Genomic DNA, 21,582 nt, shown 5'->3' with positions numbered 1-21,582 from the left:
CTCAAAAGAACTGGATGTCGGTGATCGTGCCCATGGCCAGGAGCCGGACGTAGAGGTCGGTCAGCGCGACCCAGACGAGGGAGAACCAGGCGATCTGCTGGTGCCTGCCGTTCAGCTTCGACAGCTGCGTCCACAGCCGGTAGCGCACCGGGTGCTTGGAGAAGTTGTTCAGCCGCCCGCCGAGGGTGTGCCGGCATGCGTGGCAGGACAGGGTGTACGCCCAGAGCGCCGCGGCGTTGATCACCAGGACGAGGGTGCCGACCCCCATGTGGCCCCAGTTGCCGTGGTGGTCGCGGAACGAGACCACGGCCTCGTAGGTGAGGAACACGTTGAGGATCGTGGCGAGGTACATGAAGTACCGGTGCAGGTTCTGCATGATCAGCGGGAACCTGCGCTCCCCGGTGTACTTCTTGTGCGGCTCCCGCACGCCGCATCCCGGGGGCGACTGCCAGAACGACCGGTAGTAGGCCTTGCGGTAGTAGTAGCAGGTGAGGCGGAAGCCGAGCGGCACGATCAGGATGAGGATCGCCGGGCTGATGATCGCCGGCAGCGGGATGCCGCCGAGCATGACCTCCGGGGGGCACGTGGCACCGAGGCACGGCGCGTAGAACGGCGACAGGTACGGCTCGTAGAAGTAGTTGTCGTTGACCATGGCGGCCCAGGACGAGTAGACGACGAACCCGAAGAGGACCAGGAAGGTGACGAGGGGCTGCACCCACCAGTTGTCCTTGCGCAGGGTGCGCGCACTGATGTGCGCGCGCGGGCGCGCCTTCTCCCGCTCCACGGTGCTCACGCGCGCTCGCCTTCTCCCAGAGCTTCGGCAGGTGCCGCGGCGGAGCCGGTGGCGGTGCTCAGAGCACCGCGGCCCCTACCTACGCTCTGCTCGTCGAGCTCCAGCGCTGGGGTGCTCATTCGGGGTCTACCTCTCCTGGAGGGTCGGGGCCGCGCCGGCCAGGCGAAACACTAGTACGCCACTTTTCCCTCACCCTGGGTGAGGTCGCCAGTTCCGGGGGGTGTGACGTCGCGCACGCACGGATGACGACCCATGACCGGCCCGGCGCCGGTGGCCGGATCCGGTCGGGAAGGTAGCCTTCTGGCGACCCAGGGTGGACAAACATCTCACTTGTGACACGACTGGGTAACGAGCCTTTCGCGATGCGTCACCATCGGCGATGGTAGCGACCGCATGGGCTCACGTATCGGCGTCATCAATGGAGGTGTCATGCGCACTGCAACCCGTGTCCTCATCGGGTCGGTCGCGATCGCACTCGTCGCGGCCGCCTGTGGCGGCGGGGGTGGCGAGGGCGACCAACCCAAGGAGAAGTCGTTCTCCTTCCAACTCGGTGAACCGGCTGATCTGACACCTGGGAACAGCAACGAGTCCGAGGGTGGCACCGTCATCGACGCGGTCTTCGACCAGCTGACCAGGGTCGACCCGAAGACCGGCGACGCCGTCATGGTCAACGCCGAGTCGATCGAGTCCACCGACCGCAAGGTCTGGACCATCAAGCTCAAGGACGGCTGGAAGTTCCAGAACGGCGAGCCGGTCACCGCGGAGTCGTACGTGGGTGCGTGGAACGCCGTCCTGACCGAGGCGTGGGCCAACGGGTACTTCTTCAGCGACCTGCTCAAGATCAAGGGCGCGGCGGACGTGCCGAAGAAGTCCAAGACGATGGCCGGCCTGAAGGCCGTCGGCGACACCACGATCGAGATGACTCTCGACGCGGCGAATACGAACGTCCCGCTGATCCTCGGCTACTCGGCCTTCTCGCCGATGCCCGAGTCCGTGCTCAAGAGCAAGGACTGGAAGGCCTTCAAGGAGAAGCCGATCGGCAACGGCCCGTACCAGATGGCCGAGCCGTGGAAGCACAACCAGACCATCAAGCTGAAGAAGTACGGCGACTACTCGGGTGACACCAAGGCCAAGGCCGACGCGATCACCCTGAAGATCTACGACAACTTCGCCACGTCGTACAACGACGTCGTCGCGGGCAACCTCGACGTCTCGACCGTGCCGCCGGAGCGGCTGACCAGCGCCGAGAGGGACTTCGGCGACCGGTTCCTCACCGACCCGTCGACGAGCTTCAACTACTACGGCTTCCCGCTGTGGCAGAAGGAGTTCAAGGACGTCAGGATCCGCCAGGCGATCTCGATGGCCATCGACCGTGACGAGATCAACAAGCAGCTGCTCGACGACACCGTCGTCCCGGCCACGGGCCTGGTCACGCCGATGATCAAGCTCGGCCACCGCGACGACCCGTGCGGCGAGGCCTGCACGTTCAACCCGACGAAGGCCAAGCAGCTGTTCCAGGAGGCCGGCGGCATCGACGGCGCCCTCCAGTTCTGGTTCAACAGCGGCTCCGGCCACGACGAGTACGTCCAGGCGATGGCCAACCAGCTGAAGAAGAACCTCGGCATCAAGGTCACCCTGAAGCAACAGCAGTGGTCCCAGTACCAGACGGCGGTGCAGGACCAGAAGATGAGGGGTCCGTTCCGGATGGGCTGGATCATGGACTACCCGAGCGCCGAGAACTACCTCGGGCCGATGTACACCAAGAACGGCTCCAACAACGGCACCGGCTACAGCAACCCGAAGGTCGACAAGCTGCTCGCCCAGGGCAACGCGGCCGAGACGCCGGAGGAGGCCGTGCCGTACTACCAGAAGGCCGAGGACCTCGTCCTCAAGGACATGCCGGTGCTGCCGCTCTGGTTCGGCACGTCCAAGGTCGTGCACTCGGAGAAGGTGTCCAACCTGAAGCGCAACGGGCTGGGCCGCCTCATGCTCGACCAGATCAAGGTGAGCGACGGCTGATCGTCGCGCGCACGCACGAGTGACGACGTCGCCCGGGCACCGGCAGCAGCCGGGCCCGGGCGACGTCGCATCGGTCACGCGGAGGTCATGGCACACACCGTGACGGAGTGGTGTGTTTGCGCAGGTCAGCAGGGCGGGGATCATAGGGGTTGAGACACGAAAGGGTAACGACACTTCCGCGTGGGTCGGTGATGGCCGAAAGTGTCGCTCGCCTGCTGGTTCTGCCCCTGGGGAGGTGTGATGCGCGCGAGCTCCCGTTTCCTCGCCGGATCGCTCGCCCTCGCGGTCGCGCTCACGCTCCCCGGCTGCGCCGGCGGCGGCTCGGGCGCCGACGACGACGCCGACGCGAAGTCCTTCAGCGCCCAGCTCACCGAGCCCGCCGACCTGATCCCCGGCAACACCAACGAGTCCGAGGGCGGCACGGTCACCGACCTGCTGTTCGCCGGGCTGACCGGGTACGACGACGAGAAGGGTGGGTCGGTCAACCTCGTAGCCGACTCGGTGGAGAGCTCCGACAAGAAGAACTGGCGGATCACGCTCAAGCAGGGCTGGACGTTCCACAACGGGGAACAGGTGACCGCGCAGTCGTTCGTGGGCGCGTGGAACGCCACCATGGCGAACGGCTGGAACAACTCCTACTTCTTCAGCGACCTGCTCAAGGTCAAGGGCGCGGCCGACGTCCACCCGAGGAGCAAGAAGACCGAGATGACCGGGCTCGACGCCGTCGACGACGACACGATCGAGATCCATCTCGACTCACCCAACGCCAACCTGCCGCTCATCATCGGCTACACGGCCTTCTTCCCGATGCCGGAGTCGGTGCTGCGTGAGCGCGACTGGGCGAAGTACAAGGAGAATCCGATCGGCAACGGGCCCTACCGGATGGCCGAGGCCTGGCGGCACAACCAGTACATCAAGCTGGCCAAGAACCTCGACTTCAAGGGCAGGCGGCCCGGCCGCGCGGACACCATCACGTTCAAGATCTACTCGAACCCCGCGACTGCGTACAACGACGTCATCGCGGGCAATCTCGACATCACCGAGGTGCCGCCGGAGCGCCGGTTCAGCGCACCGCAGGACTTCGGCGACCGCTACCTCCGTTCGCCGAGCAGCACCTTCGTCTACCTCGGCTTCCCCCTCTGGCTCGACGAGTACCAGGACGTGCGGGTGCGCCGCGCGATCTCGATGTCGATCGACCGTGAGCAGATCGCGGCGGCGCTGTACAACGACACCATCACCCCGGCGAAGGGCCTCGTCACACCGCTGATCAGGTTCGGCAAGCGCGACGACCCGTGCGGTGAGGCGTGCACGTTCCAGCCGCGCAAGGCCAAGCGGTTGTTCGACGAGGCGGGCGGTCTCGGCGACGCGCCCGTCACCCTCTGGTACAACACGGGGGCGGGCAACGATGACTGGGTGCAGGCCGTGGCCAACCAGCTGAGCAGGACCCTGGGGGTGACCGTCTCGCTGAAGGGGCAGACGTGGGCGGCCTACACGGTCACCACCGACGAGCGCAAGGTCACCGGTCCGTTCCGCCGGGGCTGGCTGATGGACTACCCGGGCCCGGAGAACTACCTCGGGCCGAGCTTCGCCACCGACGGCTCGTCGAACGGCGCGGGGTACTCGAACGAGAAGGTCGACGAGCTGCTGACGAAGGGCAACGCCGCGACGTCACCCGGCGCCGGGATCGCCTTCTACCACCAGGCAGAGGATCGGGTGCTCGACGACCTGCCCGTGGCGCCGCTGTGGTTCGGCCAGAACACCGACGTCCACTCCGAACGGGTCAGCAAGCTGAGCTACGGCGCTCTTGGTCGGCTCAAGTACGACCAGATCGAGGTGACCGGCTGACCATCGCGCGCATCCGAGAAATAACGATGTCATCCCGCCGTCCCTCACCGTCCACCAGAGCCGGGCCGAGCAGGTAAGTTTCTTCCGACCGAGCAGGGTGGTCGACCACCACCGGTCCTGAACCGCTCCATCAGGAGGTCCCATGGGTCGCTACGTCATCCGGCGCCTGCTGCAAGCCATCCCGGTGTTCTTCGGGGTCACCTTCCTCATTTTCGCGATGTTCCACTTCATGCCGGGCGACCCGATCCTCGCGATGTTCGGTGACAAGCCGCCGCCGGAGGCGACCGTGCAGGCCCTGCGGGACCGGTACCACATGGACGAGCCGCTGTGGAAGCGCTACGTGCTCTACATGGGCGGCCTGGCGCAGGGCGACTTCGGGATGGACTTCAACCAGCGCCCGGTCAGCGAGATCATGGCGGAGCGCTGGCCGGTGACGGCCAAGCTGGCCGCCACCGGGTGGGTCATCGAGATCATCTTCGCGATCACGCTCGGCATCGTGGCGGCGCTACGCAGGGGCCGATGGCCCGACTACGTCGTCCTGATGTTCGCGACCTTCTTCATCGCCGTGCCGTCGTTCGTCATCGGCATCGTGCTCCAGGTGGTCAACGCGTCCGTCATGCACCGGGAGCTCAGTTTCGACGTGATCCCGGTCGCGGGCATCGCCGAGGGCTGGCCGTTGTCGTACATCATGCCGGCGGTCATCCTCGCGTTACTCGGCATGGGGTCCGCGGCACGGCTGACCCGCACGAGCCTGGTGGAGAACCTCAGGTCCGACTACGTGCGCACGGCGACCGCCAAGGGCCTGTCGCGAAGACGGGTGGTGGTGCGGCATGCGTTGCGCAACTCCCTCATCCCCGTCGTGACGCTCGAGGGGCTGTCGCTCGGCGGCTTCCTCGGCGGCGCGATCATCACGGAGGGCATCTTCAACCTCCCCGGCATCGGCAACGAGGTGTTCACGGCGATCCAGCGCCAGGAGTTCTCCGTCGTCACCGGCATCGCGACCGCCCTGGTGCTGATCTTCATCCTGATCAACCTGCTCGTCGACCTGCTGTACGGCGTGCTCGACCCGAGGATCCGCTATGAGTGACCCCACGGCCGCGGTGAGCGCAGGCGGCACGCCGGCGGTGGTCAGTGGGCCGGCGTGGCCGGTGCACGGCGGCGGCCCCGCAGGCAAGCCCCGCAGCCTCGCCGGTGACGCGTGGCGCGACCTGCGCCGCAACCCGGTCTTCCTCGTCGCCTGCTTCTTCTTGCTGCTCGTCCTGTCGATGGCGGTCGTGCCGCGGCTGTGGACCAGCGTCGACCCGACGCTGTGCGAGCTCAAGTTCGCGCAGCAGACCTCGTCGCCCGGCCACCCGTTCGGCTACGACGCACAGGGCTGCGACCTGTACTCCCAGGTCATCTACGGCGCCAGGCCGTCCATCATCATCGGCATTCTCGTCACGGTGGTGGCCGGCTTCGTCGCGATCGTGGTGGGGTCGGTCTCGGGCTTCTACGGCGGCTGGGTCGACGGCCTGCTCCAGCGGATCACCGACATCTTCCTGGGCTTCCCCTTCCTGCTGGCGGCGATCCTCTTCCTCTCCAGGATCGAGGCGAGGAACGTCGTCACCGTGTCGGCGGCGCTCGTGGCCTTCGGCTGGGCCACCCAGACCCGCGTCATGCGAGGCGCGGTGATGGGGGTGAAGAACATGGACTACGTGGCGGCGGCCCGCGCGTTGGGTGCGTCGGACGGCAGGCTGATGTTCCGGCACATCATGCCCAACGCGGTGATGTCGGTGATGGTGCTCATGACGTTGACCGTCGGCGCGATCATCGGCGCGGAGGCGGCGTTGACGTTCCTCGGTGTGGGCCTGCAGTTCCCCGAGATCTCCTGGGGGATCCAGCTGAACGCCGCGCAGCGCTACTTCTTCGACTCGCCGCACCTGCTCATGTATCCGGCACTGTTCCTCATCGTGACGGTGCTGAGCTTCATCCTGATCGGTGACGCGATCCGTGACGCCTTCGACCCGAAGCTCCGATGAGCGCGATGGGAGACAGTGTGAAGGACGAGGTCACGGCCGGCGGCGTCGAACGCCGCTCCGACTCGGCAGGGAGCGCCGGTGCGGGCGGGCAGGTCCCGCTCCTCCAGGTCAGTGACCTGCACGTGGAGTTCCGCACCCGTGAGCAGACGGTGCGGGCCAACAACGGCGTCTTCTACCACGTCAACTCGGGCGAGGCACTCGCGATCCTCGGTGAGTCGGGCTCCGGCAAGAGCGTGAGCGCCCAGGCGGTCATGGGGATCATCGACATGCCGCCGGGGCACATCCCGGCCGGCGAGATCAAGTTCAACGGCACCGACCTGCTGAAGCTCACCGAGGAGCAGCGGCGCAAGGTGCGCGGCAACGACATCGCGATGATCTTCCAGGACGCGTTGAGCGCCCTGAACCCGGTGATGACCGTCGGCGACCAGATCGGCGAGATGTTCCGGGTGCACCGCGGCGTGTCCAAGTCCGAGGCGAGGAAGCGCTCGATCGAGCTGATGGACCGGGTGCGCATCCCGGCGGCGAAGAGCCGGGTCGACGACTACCCGCACCAGTTCTCCGGCGGCATGCGGCAGCGCGTGATGATCGCGATGGCGCTGTCGCTCGAACCCGATGTCCTCATCGCGGACGAGCCGACCACCGCGCTCGACGTCACGGTGCAGGCGCAGATCATGAAGCTGCTGTCCGACCTGCGCACCGAGACGAACATGGGCCTGATCCTCATCACCCACGACCTCGGCGTGGTCGCCGACGTGGCCGACCGCATCGTGGTCATGTACGCCGGCAAGATCGTCGAGACCGCGGAGGTGTACGAGCTGTACGGTAGGCCGTCGCACCCGTACACCGAGGGACTGCTGAACTCCATCCCGCGGCTCGACCAGAAGGGTGAGGAGCTCACCCCGATCCCCGGGGCGCCGCCCAACCTCGCCTCGGTCCCGCCGGGCTGCTCGTTCCACCCGCGGTGCCACCGCGCCCGCGACATCTGCAGCCAGGACGTACCGCCGCTGTACGAGGTCGGCGCGAACCGCTACAGCGCCTGCCACTTCTGGGAAGAGGTGATCGCCGATGCCGAGCGCTAAGCCCTCGACGAGCGCGGAGAACGTCCTCGAGATCCGCGACCTGGTCAAGCACTTCCCGCTGACGCAGGGCATCGTGTTCAAGCGCACGGTGGGTCACGTGAAGGCGGTCGACGGTGTCAGCTTCGACCTGAAGGCGGGTGAGACGCTCGGCCTGGTCGGCGAGTCGGGGTGCGGCAAGTCGACGCTCGCCAAGCTGCTGATGGCGCTCGAGAAGCCGACGGCCGGTTCGATCCTCTACCGCGACCAGGACATCGCGCGGCTGCGGCCGGGGCAGATGCGCCGGATCCGCCGGCAGATCCAGATGGTCTTCCAGGACCCGTACACGTCGCTCAACCCTCGTATGACGGTCGGCGACATCATCGGCGAGGCGTACGAGATCCACCCGGAGGTGGCGCCGAGGAACAGCCGCCGCGCCCGGGTGCAGGAGCTCCTCGACGTGGTGGGGCTCAACCCCGACCACATCAACAGGTACCCGCACCAGTTCTCCGGTGGCCAGCGGCAGCGGATCGGGATCGCGCGCGGTCTCGCACTCCGTCCGGAGATCATCATCTGCGACGAGCCGGTCTCGGCGCTCGACGTGTCGGTGCAGGCCCAGGTGATGAACCTGCTGGAGTCGCTCCAGGACGAGTTCAACCTGTCGTACATCTTCATCGCGCACGACCTCTCCGTCGTGCGCCACATCGCCGACCGTGTGGCGGTCATGTACCTCGGCAAGGTGATGGAGGTCGGCGACCAGGCCGAGCTCTACAAGGAGCCGACGCACCCGTACACCCAGGCACTGCTGTCCGCGGTGCCCGTGCCCGACCCGACGCTGCGCGGCAAGCGCGAGGAGATCGTGCTCGAGGGCGACGTGCCGAGCCCGGCCAACCCGCCGTCCGGCTGCCGGTTCCGTACCCGGTGCTGGAAGGCGGAGGACATCTGCGCCGAGGAGGTCCCCGAGCTCGTCGTCCGCGAGGGCAGCCCGCACCCCAGCGCCTGCCACTTCGCGAAGCAGCGCGAGATCATCCACCTCGACTGAGCCTGAGGCGGGTCAGTCGCCGAGGGCGTCCTTCAGGAACCGCACCTGCAGCAGGAGGAGGTTCTCGGCCACCGTCTCCTGTGACGCCATGTGGGTGACGCCGGACAGCGGCAGCACGGTGTGCGGCCGGCCCGCGGCGAGCAGGGCCGACGAGAGCCGCAGCGTGTGCGCGACGACGACGTTGTCGTCGACCAGGCCGTGGATGATCAGCAGTGGGCGGGTGAGGTTCGGTGCGTCGTCGATGATGGACGACCGCCGGTACGTCTCCGGGCTGGTCACGGGGTCGCCGAGGTAGCGCTCCTGGTAGTGCGTGTCGTACAGGCTGAGGTCGGTGACGGGGGCGCCGGCGACGCCGACCCGGAACACGTCGGGACGGCGCAGCACCGCGAGGGCGGCGAGGTAGCCGCCGAACGACCAGCCGCGGATGCCGACCCGGTCGAGATCGAGGTCCGGGTACACCTCGGCAGCGCCGTGCAGCGCGTCGACCTGGTCCTGGAGCACCGGTGTCGCGAGGTCGCCGTGCACGGCGCGCTCCCAGGCGGCGCCGCGTCCAGGCGTGCCGCGTCCGTCGGCCACGACGACCGCGAAGCCCTGGTCGGCGAACCACTGCGACTCGTAGAACGCCCGGCGGCTCGCCAGCACCCGCTGGGCGTGCGGCCCGCCGTACGGGTCGAGCAGCACGGGCAGGCGCGCCGAACCCGGCTCGTGACCGGTCGGCAGCAGCACCGCCGTGCGCAGCTCGCGCTCGCCGGTGCGGATGAGCGTGACGGACGGGCGGACGGACGGGGTGTCGGCGAACGACCTGACCTGCCACGAGAGGTCGGCACGGGTCACCGTCGACGTGCCGAGGTCGGCGTCGAGGGTGGTGGAGGTGACGACCGTGGTACCGGCGGCGCGCACCGCCGCGTGCACGCCAGGCACGTCGGTGACGGGAGCCACCGAGCCGTCCGGTCCCCAGGCGTGGACGTGCACCTCGGTCGGCTCGGTCGACGCGGTGAACAGGACGCCGTCGTCGTCCGCGGCGAGGACGTGCCGCACCTGCAGGCCGTCCGGGGTCACCGGCGCGCCGTCGACGACGAGACGCCGCCACCCGTCGACGTCGCTCACCCACACGAGACGGTCGCCCGCCCACGCGGGGACGCCGCCGACGAGCTCGACCCACGCCGGGTCGGTGTCCTCGCGGACGACGGCGGTGTTGCCGGTGTCGGGGTCGACGCTCAGCAGCCGCACCGTGCGCTGGTCGCGCGACTGCACGACGAGGTGCGGTCCCTGCGCGGGCCACACGACCTGGGCGAGGTACTCGAAGGCCGCGCGGTCCCAGCGCACCTCGACGCGGCTGCCGTCGAGTCCGAGGACGAACAGCCGGACGTCGGCGTTCGCCGTGCCCGCGGCGGGATAGGGGTGCTCGACCGGCGGGCGCTCGGGGTGCGCGGGGTCGGCGATGTACCAGCGGCGCACGGGCGCGTTGTCGACCCGCGCGACGAGCACACGCTCGCCGTCCGGCGCCCACCAGAAGCCACGGGTGCGTGACATCTCCTCGGCGGCGACGAACTCGGCGAGGCCGTAGCCGACGTCGTCGCCGTCGGCCTGCTCGTCCGCCGGGTCGGCGAGCGCGCGGTCGTCGCCGTCGATGTCCGCGACGCGGAACGCTCCCGCGTGGACGTACCCGATCCTGCGTCCCGTGGGGTCGATGCGCGGGTCGACCACCGGTGTCCTCGCCGTGACGGGGCGTGGGTCCGCACCCCCGCGGACGACGTACGGCCGTCCGCCCAGAGCGAACGTCACGGTGTCGGCGGCGTCGTCCGTGGCGTAGCCGACGATCCCGCCGGCCGCCTCGCGCATGCGCTCCCTGCGCGCCCGCTCCTCGGGCGGGAGGTCCTCGACCCCGGCGCCGAGCAGGCCGACGGGGTCGGCGAGCAGGGTCTCGTCGCCGGACTCGACGTCGAGGGACCACAGGCAGGTCATCGGGTCGTCGCCCGCGCGGGACCGCAGGTACAGCACGCGCTTGCCGTCCGGGGTGACGGAGAACGCACGCGGCGCACCGAAGGTGAACCTGCGGGTGCGGGCGGTGTGACGGGGGTAGCTGAGCTCGTTTTCGCGTGACACGCGCGCGATCCTCTCACGGTCGCGACCCCGTTCGCGGTGCCTCACCTCACGAACGTGGACTTCACCTCGTCCCTGCACGAGGTGAAGTCCTCGTTGATCACGTCAACGTGATCAGCAGGGACGGGCGCGGGCCGGACCGGCGGCAGGATGTCCGAGGTGCGGCATAGGGTTTGGCCCATGAGTACTGGTTCCGCGCGGCGTCTGCTGCTCGTTCACGCGCATCCCGACGACGAGACGATCGGCAACGGCGCGACGATGGCGAAGTACGTCGCCGAGGGCGCGCAGGTGACCCTGGTGACGTGCACGCTGGGGGAGCAGGGCGAGATCCTCGTCCCCGAGCTCGAGCACCTCGCCGCCGAACGGGAGGACGGCCTGGGCAAGCACCGCATCGGTGAGCTCGCCGAGGCGATGCGGGTGCTCGGCGTCACCGACCACCGGTTCCTCGGCGGTGAGGGTCGTTACCGCGACACCGGCATGGTCTACACCGAGGAGGGCGGCGTCGGCGCGCCGTCCGACGTGCGCAAGGAGGCGTTCTGGGCCGCCGACCTGCTCGCGGCGGCGGACGACCTCGTCGCCGTCATCCGCGAGCTGCGTCCGCAGGTGCTCGTGACGTACGACCCGTGGGGCGGCTACGGCCACCCCGACCACGTGCAGGCGCACCGGGTGACGATGTACGCCTCGATGCTCGCGGCCGGTCCCTCGTACCGGCTCGACCTCGGCGAGGCGTGGGACGTGCCGAAGGTCTACTGGAACGCCATGGACCGCGACCGGCTCCTCGACGGCACCCGCCGGCTGAAGGAGCTCGGTGTGGAGTCACCGTTCGGCGACTGGTTCGCCGAGGACGCTCCGCTCCCGCCGACGATCGTGCCCGGCGAGTGGGTCACCACCGAGATCGACGGCACGGCCCACGCGGAGCGCAAGGCCGAGGCGATGCGGGCGCACGCCACTCAGATCACGGTCGACTTCCCGTTCTTCGCGTTGTCGAACCATCTCGGCAACGAGGTGATGGGCCTGGAGGCGTACCGCCTGGTCAAGGGTGCGCTCGGCCCGACCGGCGCGAACGGGCGCGAGGACGATCTGTTCGCCGGTGTCGAGTAGCCACGACGTCGCGGTGAGCGTGTCGGCGCCGAGGGCCACGGGCACCCCGGACGCGCTCGCGGTGGTGGTCGCGGTCGCGCTCGTCGTCGTGCTCGCGGTCCTTGGCGTCGTCGTGGGCGTGGTCGAGGCGTTCGTGCACCCGGTCCGGCTGTGGGGCCTGCCGGCGGGTGTGGCGGTCACCGTCGTCGTCAACTTCCTCGTCCCGCAGCTGGTGGGCCGGGGTACCCGGTCGCGGATGTTCGCGCTGGTCCCGTGCGCGACGTGGTTGCTGTCCGTGATCATGCTGTCGGTCGGGCGGCCGGAGGGCGACTTCGTCGTCCCGGGCAACGGCACGGGTTACGCCTTCCTGTTGGCGGGCACGATCGCGTCGGTCCTCGGCGTCGTGTTGCTGCCCTGGTACGGCCTGCCCGCGCGGGTGGCCCAGGCACCCGGGCGCCCCGGCGGGTAGCTTGCCTGGGTGCACGCAGAACCTGACGACGGTGAGCGCGTCGACACCGCACACTTCCGCAAGGTCATCGGGAGGTTCGCGACCGGCATCGCCGTGGTGACCACGCGCGACGGCGACGTCGACCACGCGATGACCGTCAACTCGCTGACCTCGGTGTCCCTCGACCCCGTGCTCGTGCTGTTCTGCGCCGAGAAGGTCGCGCGGTTCCACGACGCCGTGCTGCGGGCGGGAACCTGGGCGGTGTCCGTGCTCGGTGAGCACGGAGAGCCGGCGAGCAGGTGGTTCGCGCATCGCGGACGTCCGCTCGAGGACCAGTTCGGAGCCGTGGCGCACGTGGCGGCGCCGTTGACGGGAGCCCCCGTGCTGACCGGCGCGATCGGTGTGCTGGAATGCCGTACGCGCGCTGTGTACGACGGGGGTGACCACAGTATCGTGCTCGGAGACGTGCTCGCCGCGTCCGTGCCCGACGGTGCGGCCCGACCGCTGCTGCACTTCCAGGGGTCGTACCGAAGGCTCGAAGGGGGAGTCTCGTGAGAGCGCTGTTCGGACGCGCGCTACCTGTGCTGCGCCGCCGCTCCGTCTGGATCCCCTGCGTCGTCGTGGGCGCCCTCCTGCTGTCCTACGCCGGTGCCTACGTCTACGTGGGCGGCGGCGTACCTCGGGGCACGTCGGTCCGCGGCGTCGACATCGGCGGCATGTCGGCCGCCGGCGCGGAGCAGAAGCTCTCGCGTGAGCTCGGTGACGCGGCGACGGACCCGCTCCCGGTCCGCGTCGACGACGAGACGTTCGAGATCGACCCGAAGGACGCCGGCCTGGTGTTCGACGCCGAGGCGACGGCGCAGTCCGCTGAGGGGCGCAGCCCCAACCCCCTGCGACTGGCGCGCCAGATCGCGGGCCGCGCCGAGCTCGATCCGGTCGTCCGCGTCGACCGGGAGAAGCTTGCGGCGGCGCTCGAAGGCGTCGCGAAGAAGTTCGACCGCGAGGTGCGCGAGGGCAAGGTCACGTACGAGGGCACCGAGCCGATCGCGACGCTGCCGCGCGACGGGCGCATGCTCGACCGGCGCGCCGCGGCCGCCACCGTGCGCACGGCCTTCCCGACCGACCGCACGCTCGACCTGCGCGCGCGGACCGTCCGGCCCAAGAGCACCGACGACGCCGTCCGCAAGGTCGTCGAGGGCGCGGCACGCACCGCGGTCGCCTCGCCGGTCACGCTGGGCACGGGAAAGAACGAGCTCTCGGTGTCGCCGAAGGCGATCGCGGCCAACACCGAGTTCGTCACCGGGGCCGCGGGTGAGCTCGCGCCGAAGGTCGACGGCGAGGGCCTCGCCGACGACATCGGCCGTTCGCTCGACAAGCTCGAGAAGGAGCCGAAGGACGCCACCTTCGCCATCAAGAACGGCAAGCCGAAGGTCGTGCCCGCCGTCGAGGGCCGCATGGTCGATCGCACGCGCCTCGGCCAGGCGGTCGCCCGGGTCCTCGGCAAGGCCGATGACCGCGAGGTGTCGGCTCCGGTGTCCGGGGCCGAGCCGAAGCTGACGACGAAGAAGGCCGAGTCGCTCGGCATCAAGCAGAAGGTCAGCGCCTTCACGACCAACCACCCCTGCTGCGAGTCGCGGGTGACCAACATCCACCAGGCGGCGAAGATCCTCGACGGCACGCTCGTCAAGCCGGGCAAGACCTTCAGCCTCAACGGCACGCTCGGCGAGCGCACCAGGGAGAAGGGGTTCGTCCCCGCGCCGATGATCCTCGAGGGCCGGCACGTCGACAGCGTCGGCGGCGGCGTCTCGCAGATCGCCACCACCACCTTCAACGCGATGTTCTTCGCCGGCCTGAAGGACGTCCAGCACCAGCCGCACAGCTACTACATCTCGCGCTACCCGCTCGGTCGTGAGGCGACGGTCTCGTGGACCCAGCCCGACCTGCGGTTCAAGAACGACACGAAGACGGGCGTCTACATCACCACGTCGTACTCCGACACGTCCATCACGGTGACGATGTGGGGCACCAAGCACTACGACGTCGACGCCACGGCGCCCAAGAAGTCGAACTACCGCAATCCGCAGACCATCCGTGACAAGAGCCCGACCTGCACACCCGAGTCACCGGCGATCGGGTACGACGTCACGTACTCCCGGGTCTTCAAGCAGGACGGCGCGGTCGTCCGCACCGAGCCGTTCCGCACGGTCTATCTCGCCACTCCCCACGTCATCTGCGTGAAGGACGAGAAGAAGAAGGGCGACGACGCCGCGGACCAGCCGGCCGACCGCACCGAGGACGGCTGACCGACCCGTGCGCGCCGGTCAACTGATCGCCGGGCGGTACCGCCTGGACGAGCGGGTCGGGTCGGGTGGCATGGGCGTCGTCTGGAGCGCCACCGACCAGAAGCTGGGACGGGTCGTCGCGATCAAACGGGGCTGGGTCGCCGGCGGCGACGAGGGGTCGACCCGGCGCGCCGAGCGCGAGGCGCGGATCGCGGCCCGCCTGCACCACCCGCACGTCATCACGCTGCACGACGTCGAGAGCGACGACGACGACACGCGCTGGCTGGTGATGGAGTACTTCCCGTCCCGCAGTCTGGCCGACATCCTGGGGCACCGCGGCACGCTGCCCGAGCGCGACGTCGCGCGCCTCGGCGCGCAGATCGCCGGCGCCCTCGAGGCGGTGCACGCCCAGGGCGTCGTCCACCGCGACGTCAAGCCGGGCAACGTCCTCGTGGGCGACGACGGTGTCGCCAAGCTGACCGACTTCGGCATCGCCCGCCCCGCCTGGGGTGACGTGACGCTGACGAGCAGCGGCGGCTTCGGCGGCACCCCCGCCTACTTCGCGCCCGAGGTGGCCAGGGGAGCGGAGCCGACCGAGGCGTCCGACGTGTTCTCCCTCGGGGCCACGCTGTTCACCGCCGTCGAGGGTGCCCCGCCGTTCGGCGAGCCGGACAACCCGGCGGCCATGCTCGGACGTGCCGCGGCCGGCGAGGTGACGCCCACGCGCCGCTCGCACGGTCTCGTGCCCGTGCTCACCGCCCTGCTCGCCACCGACCCGGCGCGACGGCCCACGGCGGCCGCCGCCCGGAGCCTGCTCCGCGAGCTCGTCGGCACGGGCGACGACACGTGGGACATCCCCGTCGTCCCCCTGCGGCGGCGGTCGCGCAGGCGCGCGGTCACGACCGTTGCCGCCGCGGCGGTCGCGCTCGCGGTGACCGTCTCCGCCGTCGCCCTGCTTGCCGGCGACCGCAGGCCGGGACGTACCGCCGCGGGGGCCGGCACCCCGGCGGCGTCGACCGGTGCGGTGATCGACGACCCCCACACGGCGGACCCGTGCGGACTCATCCAGGCCGAGACGTACGAGCGGTTCGGCGACGCGGAGCTCAACCGCACGTACGGCAACTTCGACCGGTGCGACGTCGTCGTGGAACCATCGGGCGACCAGGAGATCGACGTCGCGGTGGAGCTCGCGCCTCCCGACCCCGCGGACATCCCGGCGGGCACGACGGAGAAGGTCGGTGCCCTGCGCGTCGTGCGGGAGCCGGAGGGCGAGGGCACCTGTGACCGTACGGTGCTCCTCGCCGACGACCATCGAGTCGACCTCACCGCCAAGCAGTACGACGGACGCTCGACCAAGCTCTGCACGATGGCCGACATCGCCACCGAGCACGCCGTCGACGTGCTCTCCCGGGGCACCTTCCCGCAGCGCCCCGCACCCCCGCCCGAGTCGCTCGCCGGCCTCGACGCGTGCCGGCTCCTCGACGACGAGGCGCTCGCCCGCATCCCCGGCGTCGACGCGAACGACCCGCGGGTCGGGTTCGGCAACTGGGGATGCTCCTGGGAGAGCACCACCAACGACCTGACGGTCGACCTGCTCTTCGACAGGGACATGCCGCTGTCCGCCGCGGACGACGGCCACCCGATGCGGGTCAGCGGGCGCAAGGCGTACGTCGAGCCGAAGGGCGACGGCGACGAGACGTGCCTGGCGCAGACGGAGTACCGCACCTTCTCCGAGCACGACTGGCGGAAGGCGGAGCTGCTGTACCTCGTCGTCCGCGGCGACGGACCGACCAGCAGGCTCTGCGACATCGCCTCCGACCTCACCAAGGACGCGGCCGCGGAGCTGCCACCACCGCGCTGAGGCCGCGACGTCAGGGCAGGTAGTTCCCCGGCAGCGGCGGCCAGAGGGGGTACCACTTCCCGTCGACCTCGCTGAGCATGTAGGCGTCCTCGGCCTCCAGGTCCGGTGGGTCGCCGAGACCCGTCGTGCGCACCGACGGCAGCCGGGGGACGATGTCCGCCGAGCTCACCGTGGCGACCTCGTCCCGGTCGACCTTGGTGACCCGGGCGTCCCGCGCGTTCGCCAGGTGGACGCGCCGCCAGTGGTCGCTGCCGAGCCAGAGCATCGAGCTGAAGCACTCGCGGTACCTGCGGCTGCCCTCCCGCAACGGGCGTTCCGTCTCGTCCGTGAGGGAGACGGCCATCGCGCACGCCTTGTCGTAGTCGCGGTGACCGATGTGGTGCAGGAAGTGCTCGAGGCTCGTCGCGGGGTCACGCGACGCACCGTTGGTCGTGACCGCGAGGACCACCGCCGTCGTGCCGACAAGCACGGCCATCGCGAGGACGCCCGCCAGCACGAACACCGCCGGCCGCGGCCACGACCACGCGCCGCCGGGTGCGATGCGACCGGTGATCTCCGCCCTGGGCTCGTCCGGTTCGACCGCAGGCTCGTCTGCGTTCACTGGTTCCTCCGCCTGTTCCACCACGTCCGCCACCGCTCGTACCCGAACCGGACGACCGCGTACACGACCATCGCCGCGGTCGCGAGGCTCGACCCGCCCACCGGCGGCTGCGGGGTACCGGGCGCGGGCGGCACCGGTGTCTGGGTCTTGGGGGTGAGGATCTGCTCGACCTTCTTGATGCCCGGCGCGGCGTTGGTGAAGCCCTTGCGGATCCGTTCGATCGTCGCCGCCGAGTACGTCCCCCGGTAGAGCCGGTTCGCCAGCGTGGCGATGAGGTCGTCGACGGCCTTGCCCCACTCCTCGGCGGCCCGCTTCAGAGCGTCGGCGATCTCCGCCGCGCGTGCCGCCGCATCCCGTGCCTCGTCGGTGCCGGCGTCCCGGAGTCCACGCCACGCCGCCTCCGCCGCCTCGGCCAGCTCCCGCGCGGGCTCGTACAGCCGGCGCAGACCGTCGAGACCGTCGTGGACCGCGACGGCCAGGAAGGCCAGCGCGTCGGCGGAGCCGACCACGTCGACGTCGTCCTGGACGAGAGCGGGACTGTCCAGGAGGTCCCGCAGGACTCCGGGGACCGCGGGCAGGTCCGCGGCCGCCGTGGCCTCCGCGTCGCGCGCGGCTGCCGCTGCGGCCTCGGCCAGCTCCGCCCGGCCGGACGCGTCGCCCGCGTTCTGCGCGGCGGCACCCTCGAACGCGTCGGCCTTCTCGACCGCTCGCATGCGGATCGTGTAGAGGGAGTGGACCAGGTCCAGGAGCGCCGTGACCTCCGCCGGCAGGGCGTCGCCGGCGGCGTCGGAGTCTGGGCCGGGACTGTCGCCGTCGTCGCTCCCGCTGTCGCCCTCGCCCTGGCCCTCGCTGTCTCCTTCGTCACCTCCCTCGGCGTCCTCGCCGTCGGTGCCGTGGCCCTGGTCCTCCGCGTGCAGCGGTTCGGCTACGGGCATCGGCAGCGGATCCGGGTCCACCGGGGCCTCTGGGTCGGGTGCGTCGGGCGCCTCCGGCCCTTCGACACCGGGTTCGGAGCCCGGCGTCTCCGGAACCCCTGGCGGGGGCACGCCGTCGGGGGCGACCTGCGGCGGAGCCGTGCCCGGCGCCTCCTCCGGGACCGTGCCGGGCAGTGGCACGTCGTCCGGCGCGGTCTGTGGGAACGGAACCTCGGTCTGCGGCTCCGGGGTGAGCCCGAGCACGACGCGTTCGAACCACGAGCCGCCGACCGTGACGACCGACGTCGATACCAGCGCGATCACGAGCAGCCCACCGAGCGTCACGGCGACGATGCCCCAGGACACGCCGACCCCCACCCAGGGCAGCATGCCGGCGCAGCCGGCGACGTCGTTGACGTCACCGCCGCAGTCGCGGTCCGGCGGGGCGTACGCGGCGAGCGTCAGGAGTGCGGTCATGCGGGGCTCTCCTGTCGCGAGACCGCCGGAGGCAGCGGGGCCTGTCGCGAGACCGTGGTGCCCGCGGGCGCCGGCGTCGCGACGAGGCCGAGCAGGCGGAGTCGCAGGATGCGCCTCCGCAGGCGACTCTCGGCGCCGTCACCGCCGCCCGTATGCGCCCGGTGCCAGTGCACGTAGGCCAGCTCGAGCTGCGCCTCGTGCAGTGCCCTGACGTGTCGGTACCGGCGGAGGTCACGCCGGGCGAGCAGCCGCAGGCGCAGCCGGAACCGTGCGCTGGCACTGCTCAGCACCGGCACCTCACCCGGCCGGATCGCCCCGAGACCGACCGACGCCTCGGTGTGCAGCCCACGTCGGAGACCGCGCAGCTCGTACCGCTGCGCCCCGATGACGAGTGCGCAGAACAGGACGATCGACGGGCTGTGGAAGACGAACGCGTTCACCGGCTGCGCGACGAAGATCAGCAGCGCCGAGCTGTCGGGACGCCACGTCAGCCCGACCGACACGGCGACGTTCCACGCCGCATGGGCCGTGACCGCGGCGAGGAAGCCGGCGCCCGCGCACAGCACCCGCGCCAGCGCGCCGCGATAGTGGAAGGCGAGGCCGAGACAGGCGCCGGCGATGCCGGTGTAGACCAGGTGTGACGCGAACAGGCCCGCGTACTGCCGGGTCCAGAACTGGTAGAGCATCTCCTCGGAGTCTCCTCCCGCCATGTAGAGGACGGACTCGGTGAACTGGAAGCCGATCCCCACCACGGCACCGGTGACGAGCCCGCCGAGGACGCCGTTGATCCTGCTGCCGAACACGACCAGGACGGCGAGCACGCCGAGGGCCTTCAGTCCCTCCTCGTTCACCGCGGTCACGACGTTGTCGACGTACATGAACGCCGTGCCGGGCGTGACCAGGCGCGTGACCACGAGGTTGCGCAGGTCGGCCGTCGCCAGCGCGGACTGCGTCGCGACGCACGCGCCCCACAGGAACGGCGCGGCGAGGAGGAGCCAGGACACGCGGCGGTTGCGCTCCGCCCGCCGCATCAGGACGAGGCCGAACAGCGTGGACGGGACGCAGAGCAGTGTCGTCGTCCAGTACGGCGCGAGACGTGCCGTCGTCAGCAGCACGAACCACACGACCACGACGGCGGCGAGGACGCCGACCGCCACCATGGCGCGGCGGCGCAGCCACTCGTCGGGATGGGACCACAGGCGGACGGCCACGATGCCGGCGACCGCGGCGACGGTGAGCAGCGGGATCGCCCAGAGCAGCTCGTGGTAGGCCGTCTCGTCGTCGAACGCCGCGAGCTGGTAACCGGCGCAGACCAGGACGACGACCGGCGCCACGGCGATGAGGGCGAGCCCGGCGGCCAGGCGTCGGGGCCCGGCCGAGAACGCCTCCGCCCACGCCGGGCGGTCGTGAGTGGGTGCAGGCGTCACCGGACGTCCACCACCGTGACCTGGGTGCGCGCGTCGATGCGTACGAAGCGATCGCGTCTGGTGTCCCACGGCCCGAACACGAACGTCAGCGTGCCCTGCGGCGCGATCCCACCGGTCGTGACGGGGATCGGTTGCGCGAGGTACTTCTTGCGCCTGCTCTCGACGTACGCGTGGCCGTCGCCGGACGTGTCGTACCAGATCGCGCGGTACGTCCGGCGGTCGAGAGTGACGCCGTCGAGGTCGAGCACCGCAGCGGGCAGCGACCCCCGGTACTCGTACCGCGTCCTCGGCGGGCCTCTCACCTCGCTCTGCGTCCGCACGTAGTCCCGGACGACGACGCTCACCTCACGGTCGGCCGTGGGGACGAACGGACCGGACCTGACGAACCCGACCCCGAGCAGGACCGAGGTGAGCACGGCGACGACGCCGACGGCGGCGACGAGCGGCCGCAACGGATACCGCCGACTTCGGGTCGATACCTGCTGCACGCGTTCCTCCCGGAGTCTCCGGACCGGACGGTCCGGTGGGGACTTCCTAGCGCGAGTATCGGGGAGGGGTCCCCGAGAGTGCGAACACAATCGGCGCATGCGGAAGAATCGAGCGGCAACAGACACGGAGACCGGGACCGAGGGGGACGTGGACGACGCCGCGATGCCGATGGACGCGCACCGGTTGCCGAAGGGACACGGCAGCCTCGAGCTCGGCGTGCCGTCCTCCCAACCGGGCACCCTCTTCGCGCTGTCGCTCACCGGCGGCATCGCCATCGGGCCGCGCGAGGGCCGCGCCATCCTGTTCGGCCGCAACCTGCCGGACGTCCACGTCTGCATCGGCGAGGACGACCGGAAGGTGAGCCGCCAGCACGGCGCCCTGACCTACCGTGCCGGCACCTGGTGGCTGCGCAACACCGGCCACCTGCTCCTCCACCTGCCCGGCCCGCGCCGGCTGTCCAGTGGCGACGAGGAGATGCCCCTCGGTGAGGGCTACACGCCCGTCGTCATCCGCGGCACCGGCGCCCGCGAGCACCTGCTCGAGCTGTACGTCACCGGCGTGGCCGGCGAACGCCCGTCCCCCCGCCACCGCGACGTCACCCAACCCCCGCGACGGTGGCAGCTCGACGACGACGAACGCCTCGCCGTCGCGGTGCTCGGCCAGCGCTACCTGCTCGGCGACAGGTACCCCCAACCCCTCACCTGGCGCGCCACCGCCGCCCGGCTCGCCGAGCTGCGACCCGACGCCGGCTGGACGACGAAGAAGGTGGAGCACAAGGTCTCCGACATCCGCACCCGGCTGTCGCGCGCCGGCGTCCCCGGCCTGACCGAGGACGAGGTCGGCCAGCCGGTGGGCAACGCGCTCAACGACAACCTCATCAAGGAGCTCCTGCTGTCGACCACGCTGGGGGCTTCGGATGTGGGGCTGTTGGGGGACTGAGGCCTTTCCTGGGTGGCTTTCTGTGGGCCGCTGCCTCACGTTGACCGCTGAAGCGTCCCGGGTTTGATGCCGCTTCCTTTCTTGAGAAGGATGTGGATCATGCCCCGGAAGTATCCGAAGGATCAGCGTGAGCGTGTGACCAGGATGGCGTTGGAGCGTCTGGGTGAGTACTCCTCGGCGTGGGCGGCG

The 21,582-nt window shown here is 70.3% G+C and carries 18 protein-coding genes; 12 read left to right on the top strand and 6 right to left on the bottom strand.

Translation table 11 applies throughout. The features are described 5' to 3' along the window. Position 1 precedes the first annotated feature (1 nt). The gene (locus GEV10_11280) at positions 2-784 is read right to left on the bottom strand and encodes a hypothetical protein (GenBank protein ID MQA79040.1); all 783 of its coding nucleotides are present in this window, start codon (positions 782-784) and stop codon (positions 2-4) included. 402 nt (positions 785-1,186) lie between these two features. On the opposite strand from GEV10_11280, the gene GEV10_11275 reads away from it, so the two are divergent. The 6 genes from GEV10_11275 to GEV10_11250 all read left to right on the top strand — a co-directional run bounded on the left by GEV10_11275 (position 1,187) and on the right by GEV10_11250 (position 8,772). Further along, on the top strand, positions 1,187-2,812 hold the full coding sequence (locus GEV10_11275; protein MQA79039.1) for an ABC transporter substrate-binding protein: 1,626 nt from the start codon (positions 1,187-1,189) through the stop codon (positions 2,810-2,812). Positions 2,813-3,052: 240 nt separating this feature from the next. Then, positions 3,053-4,657 (top strand): ABC transporter substrate-binding protein, encoded by a 1,605-nt coding sequence (locus GEV10_11270; GenBank protein MQA79038.1) that lies wholly within the window; start codon positions 3,053-3,055, stop codon positions 4,655-4,657. A gap of 142 nt (positions 4,658-4,799) precedes the next feature. Then, on the top strand, positions 4,800-5,744 hold the full coding sequence (locus tag GEV10_11265) for an ABC transporter permease subunit (protein MQA79037.1): 945 nt from the start codon (positions 4,800-4,802) through the stop codon (positions 5,742-5,744). Further along, positions 5,737-6,675 carry an ABC transporter permease subunit gene (locus tag GEV10_11260; GenBank protein MQA79036.1) on the top strand — a complete coding sequence of 313 codons (939 nt, stop codon included), beginning with the start codon at positions 5,737-5,739 and terminating at the stop codon, positions 6,673-6,675. Before GEV10_11265 ends, GEV10_11260 begins: the two co-directional genes overlap by 8 nt. Positions 6,676-6,680: 5 nt before the next feature. Continuing rightward, the gene (locus GEV10_11255; protein ID MQA79035.1) at positions 6,681-7,754 is read left to right on the top strand and encodes an ATP-binding cassette domain-containing protein; all 1,074 of its coding nucleotides are present in this window, start codon (positions 6,681-6,683) and stop codon (positions 7,752-7,754) included. Beyond that, positions 7,741-8,772: a dipeptide ABC transporter ATP-binding protein gene (locus GEV10_11250; GenBank protein ID MQA79034.1), complete on the top strand. Its 1,032-nt coding sequence runs from the start codon at positions 7,741-7,743 to the stop codon at positions 8,770-8,772. The genes GEV10_11255 and GEV10_11250 overlap by 14 nt, the downstream gene beginning before the upstream one ends. Before the next feature lie 12 nt (positions 8,773-8,784). On the opposite strand, the gene GEV10_11245 is transcribed toward GEV10_11250, so the two are convergent. Continuing rightward, positions 8,785-10,878 (bottom strand): prolyl oligopeptidase family serine peptidase, encoded by a 2,094-nt coding sequence (locus GEV10_11245; GenBank protein ID MQA79033.1) that lies wholly within the window; start codon positions 10,876-10,878, stop codon positions 8,785-8,787. Between the two features lie 177 nt (positions 10,879-11,055). On the opposite strand from GEV10_11245, the gene mshB reads away from it, so the two are divergent. The 5 genes from mshB to GEV10_11220 are packed head-to-tail and all read left to right on the top strand — an operon-like array spanning position 11,056 to position 16,546. Beyond that, positions 11,056-11,976 (top strand): N-acetyl-1-D-myo-inositol-2-amino-2-deoxy-alpha-D-glucopyranoside deacetylase, encoded by a 921-nt coding sequence (mshB, locus tag GEV10_11240; GenBank protein MQA79032.1) that lies wholly within the window; start codon positions 11,056-11,058, stop codon positions 11,974-11,976. Then, positions 11,966-12,424, top strand: a complete 459-nt coding sequence (locus GEV10_11235) for a hypothetical protein (protein ID MQA79031.1) — start codon at positions 11,966-11,968, stop codon at positions 12,422-12,424. The genes mshB and GEV10_11235 overlap by 11 nt, the downstream gene beginning before the upstream one ends. Positions 12,425-12,433: 9 nt before the next feature. Beyond that, complete coding sequence (locus tag GEV10_11230) at positions 12,434-12,958, top strand: flavin reductase (protein ID MQA79030.1); 525 nt, start codon at positions 12,434-12,436, stop codon at positions 12,956-12,958. Then, entirely contained in the window at positions 12,955-14,706 is a 1,752-nt protein-coding gene (locus GEV10_11225; protein ID MQA79029.1) for a vanomycin resistance protein VanB, read from the top strand. Before GEV10_11230 ends, GEV10_11225 begins: the two co-directional genes overlap by 4 nt. Positions 14,707-14,713: 7 nt before the next feature. Next, entirely contained in the window at positions 14,714-16,546 is a 1,833-nt protein-coding gene (locus tag GEV10_11220; GenBank protein MQA79028.1) for a protein kinase, read from the top strand. Between the two features lie 10 nt (positions 16,547-16,556). Here the strand turns inward: GEV10_11220 and GEV10_11215 are convergent, their stop codons facing one another. Genes GEV10_11215 through GEV10_11200 form a run of 4 tightly spaced genes read right to left on the bottom strand, consistent with a single transcriptional unit; the run spans position 16,557 to position 20,453 of the window. Then, on the bottom strand, positions 16,557-17,147 hold the full coding sequence (locus GEV10_11215) for a hypothetical protein (protein ID MQA79027.1): 591 nt from the start codon (positions 17,145-17,147) through the stop codon (positions 16,557-16,559). Further along, positions 17,144-18,538 carry a hypothetical protein gene (locus tag GEV10_11210; GenBank protein ID MQA79026.1) on the bottom strand — a complete coding sequence of 465 codons (1,395 nt, stop codon included), beginning with the start codon at positions 18,536-18,538 and terminating at the stop codon, positions 17,144-17,146. The genes GEV10_11215 and GEV10_11210 overlap by 4 nt, the downstream gene beginning before the upstream one ends. Continuing rightward, a complete protein-coding gene (locus tag GEV10_11205) occupies positions 18,535-19,965 on the bottom strand; it encodes a PrsW family intramembrane metalloprotease (GenBank protein ID MQA79025.1) in 1,431 nt (476 codons plus the stop codon). The genes GEV10_11210 and GEV10_11205 overlap by 4 nt, the downstream gene beginning before the upstream one ends. Further along, a complete protein-coding gene (locus GEV10_11200; protein ID MQA79024.1) occupies positions 19,962-20,453 on the bottom strand; it encodes a hypothetical protein in 492 nt (163 codons plus the stop codon). The genes GEV10_11205 and GEV10_11200 overlap by 4 nt, the downstream gene beginning before the upstream one ends. A gap of 169 nt (positions 20,454-20,622) precedes the next feature. On the opposite strand from GEV10_11200, the gene GEV10_11195 reads away from it, so the two are divergent. Beyond that, on the top strand, positions 20,623-21,393 hold the full coding sequence (locus tag GEV10_11195; GenBank protein MQA79023.1) for an FHA domain-containing protein: 771 nt from the start codon (positions 20,623-20,625) through the stop codon (positions 21,391-21,393). The last annotated feature ends 189 nt before the right edge of the window (positions 21,394-21,582 follow it).

It is taken from the genome of Streptosporangiales bacterium (genome assembly GCA_009379955.1).
Taxonomy (GTDB): Bacteria; Actinomycetota; Actinomycetes; order Streptosporangiales; family WHST01; genus WHST01.
The sequence above is the reverse complement of the archived record's forward strand: the minus strand, read 5'-3'. Positions and strand labels throughout refer to the sequence as shown.

Excerpts from the sequence above, each read along its gene's own strand:
- mshB (MQA79032.1), top strand. The coding sequence starts at position 11,056 with ATGAGTACTGGTTCCGCGCGGCGTCTGCTGCTCGTTCACGCGCATCCC.
- GEV10_11260 (MQA79036.1), top strand. The coding sequence starts at position 5,737 with ATGAGTGACCCCACGGCCGCGGTGAGCGCAGGCGGCACGCCGGCGGTG.
- GEV10_11210 (MQA79026.1), bottom strand. The coding sequence starts at position 18,538 with ATGACCGCACTCCTGACGCTCGCCGCGTACGCCCCGCCGGACCGCGAC.
- GEV10_11250 (MQA79034.1), top strand. The coding sequence starts at position 7,741 with ATGCCGAGCGCTAAGCCCTCGACGAGCGCGGAGAACGTCCTCGAGATC.
- GEV10_11195 (MQA79023.1), top strand. The coding sequence starts at position 20,623 with ATGGACGCGCACCGGTTGCCGAAGGGACACGGCAGCCTCGAGCTCGGC.
- GEV10_11270 (MQA79038.1), top strand. The coding sequence starts at position 3,053 with ATGCGCGCGAGCTCCCGTTTCCTCGCCGGATCGCTCGCCCTCGCGGTC.
- GEV10_11275 (MQA79039.1), top strand. The coding sequence starts at position 1,187 with ATGGGCTCACGTATCGGCGTCATCAATGGAGGTGTCATGCGCACTGCA.
- GEV10_11265 (MQA79037.1), top strand. The coding sequence starts at position 4,800 with ATGGGTCGCTACGTCATCCGGCGCCTGCTGCAAGCCATCCCGGTGTTC.
- GEV10_11255 (MQA79035.1), top strand. The coding sequence starts at position 6,681 with ATGGGAGACAGTGTGAAGGACGAGGTCACGGCCGGCGGCGTCGAACGC.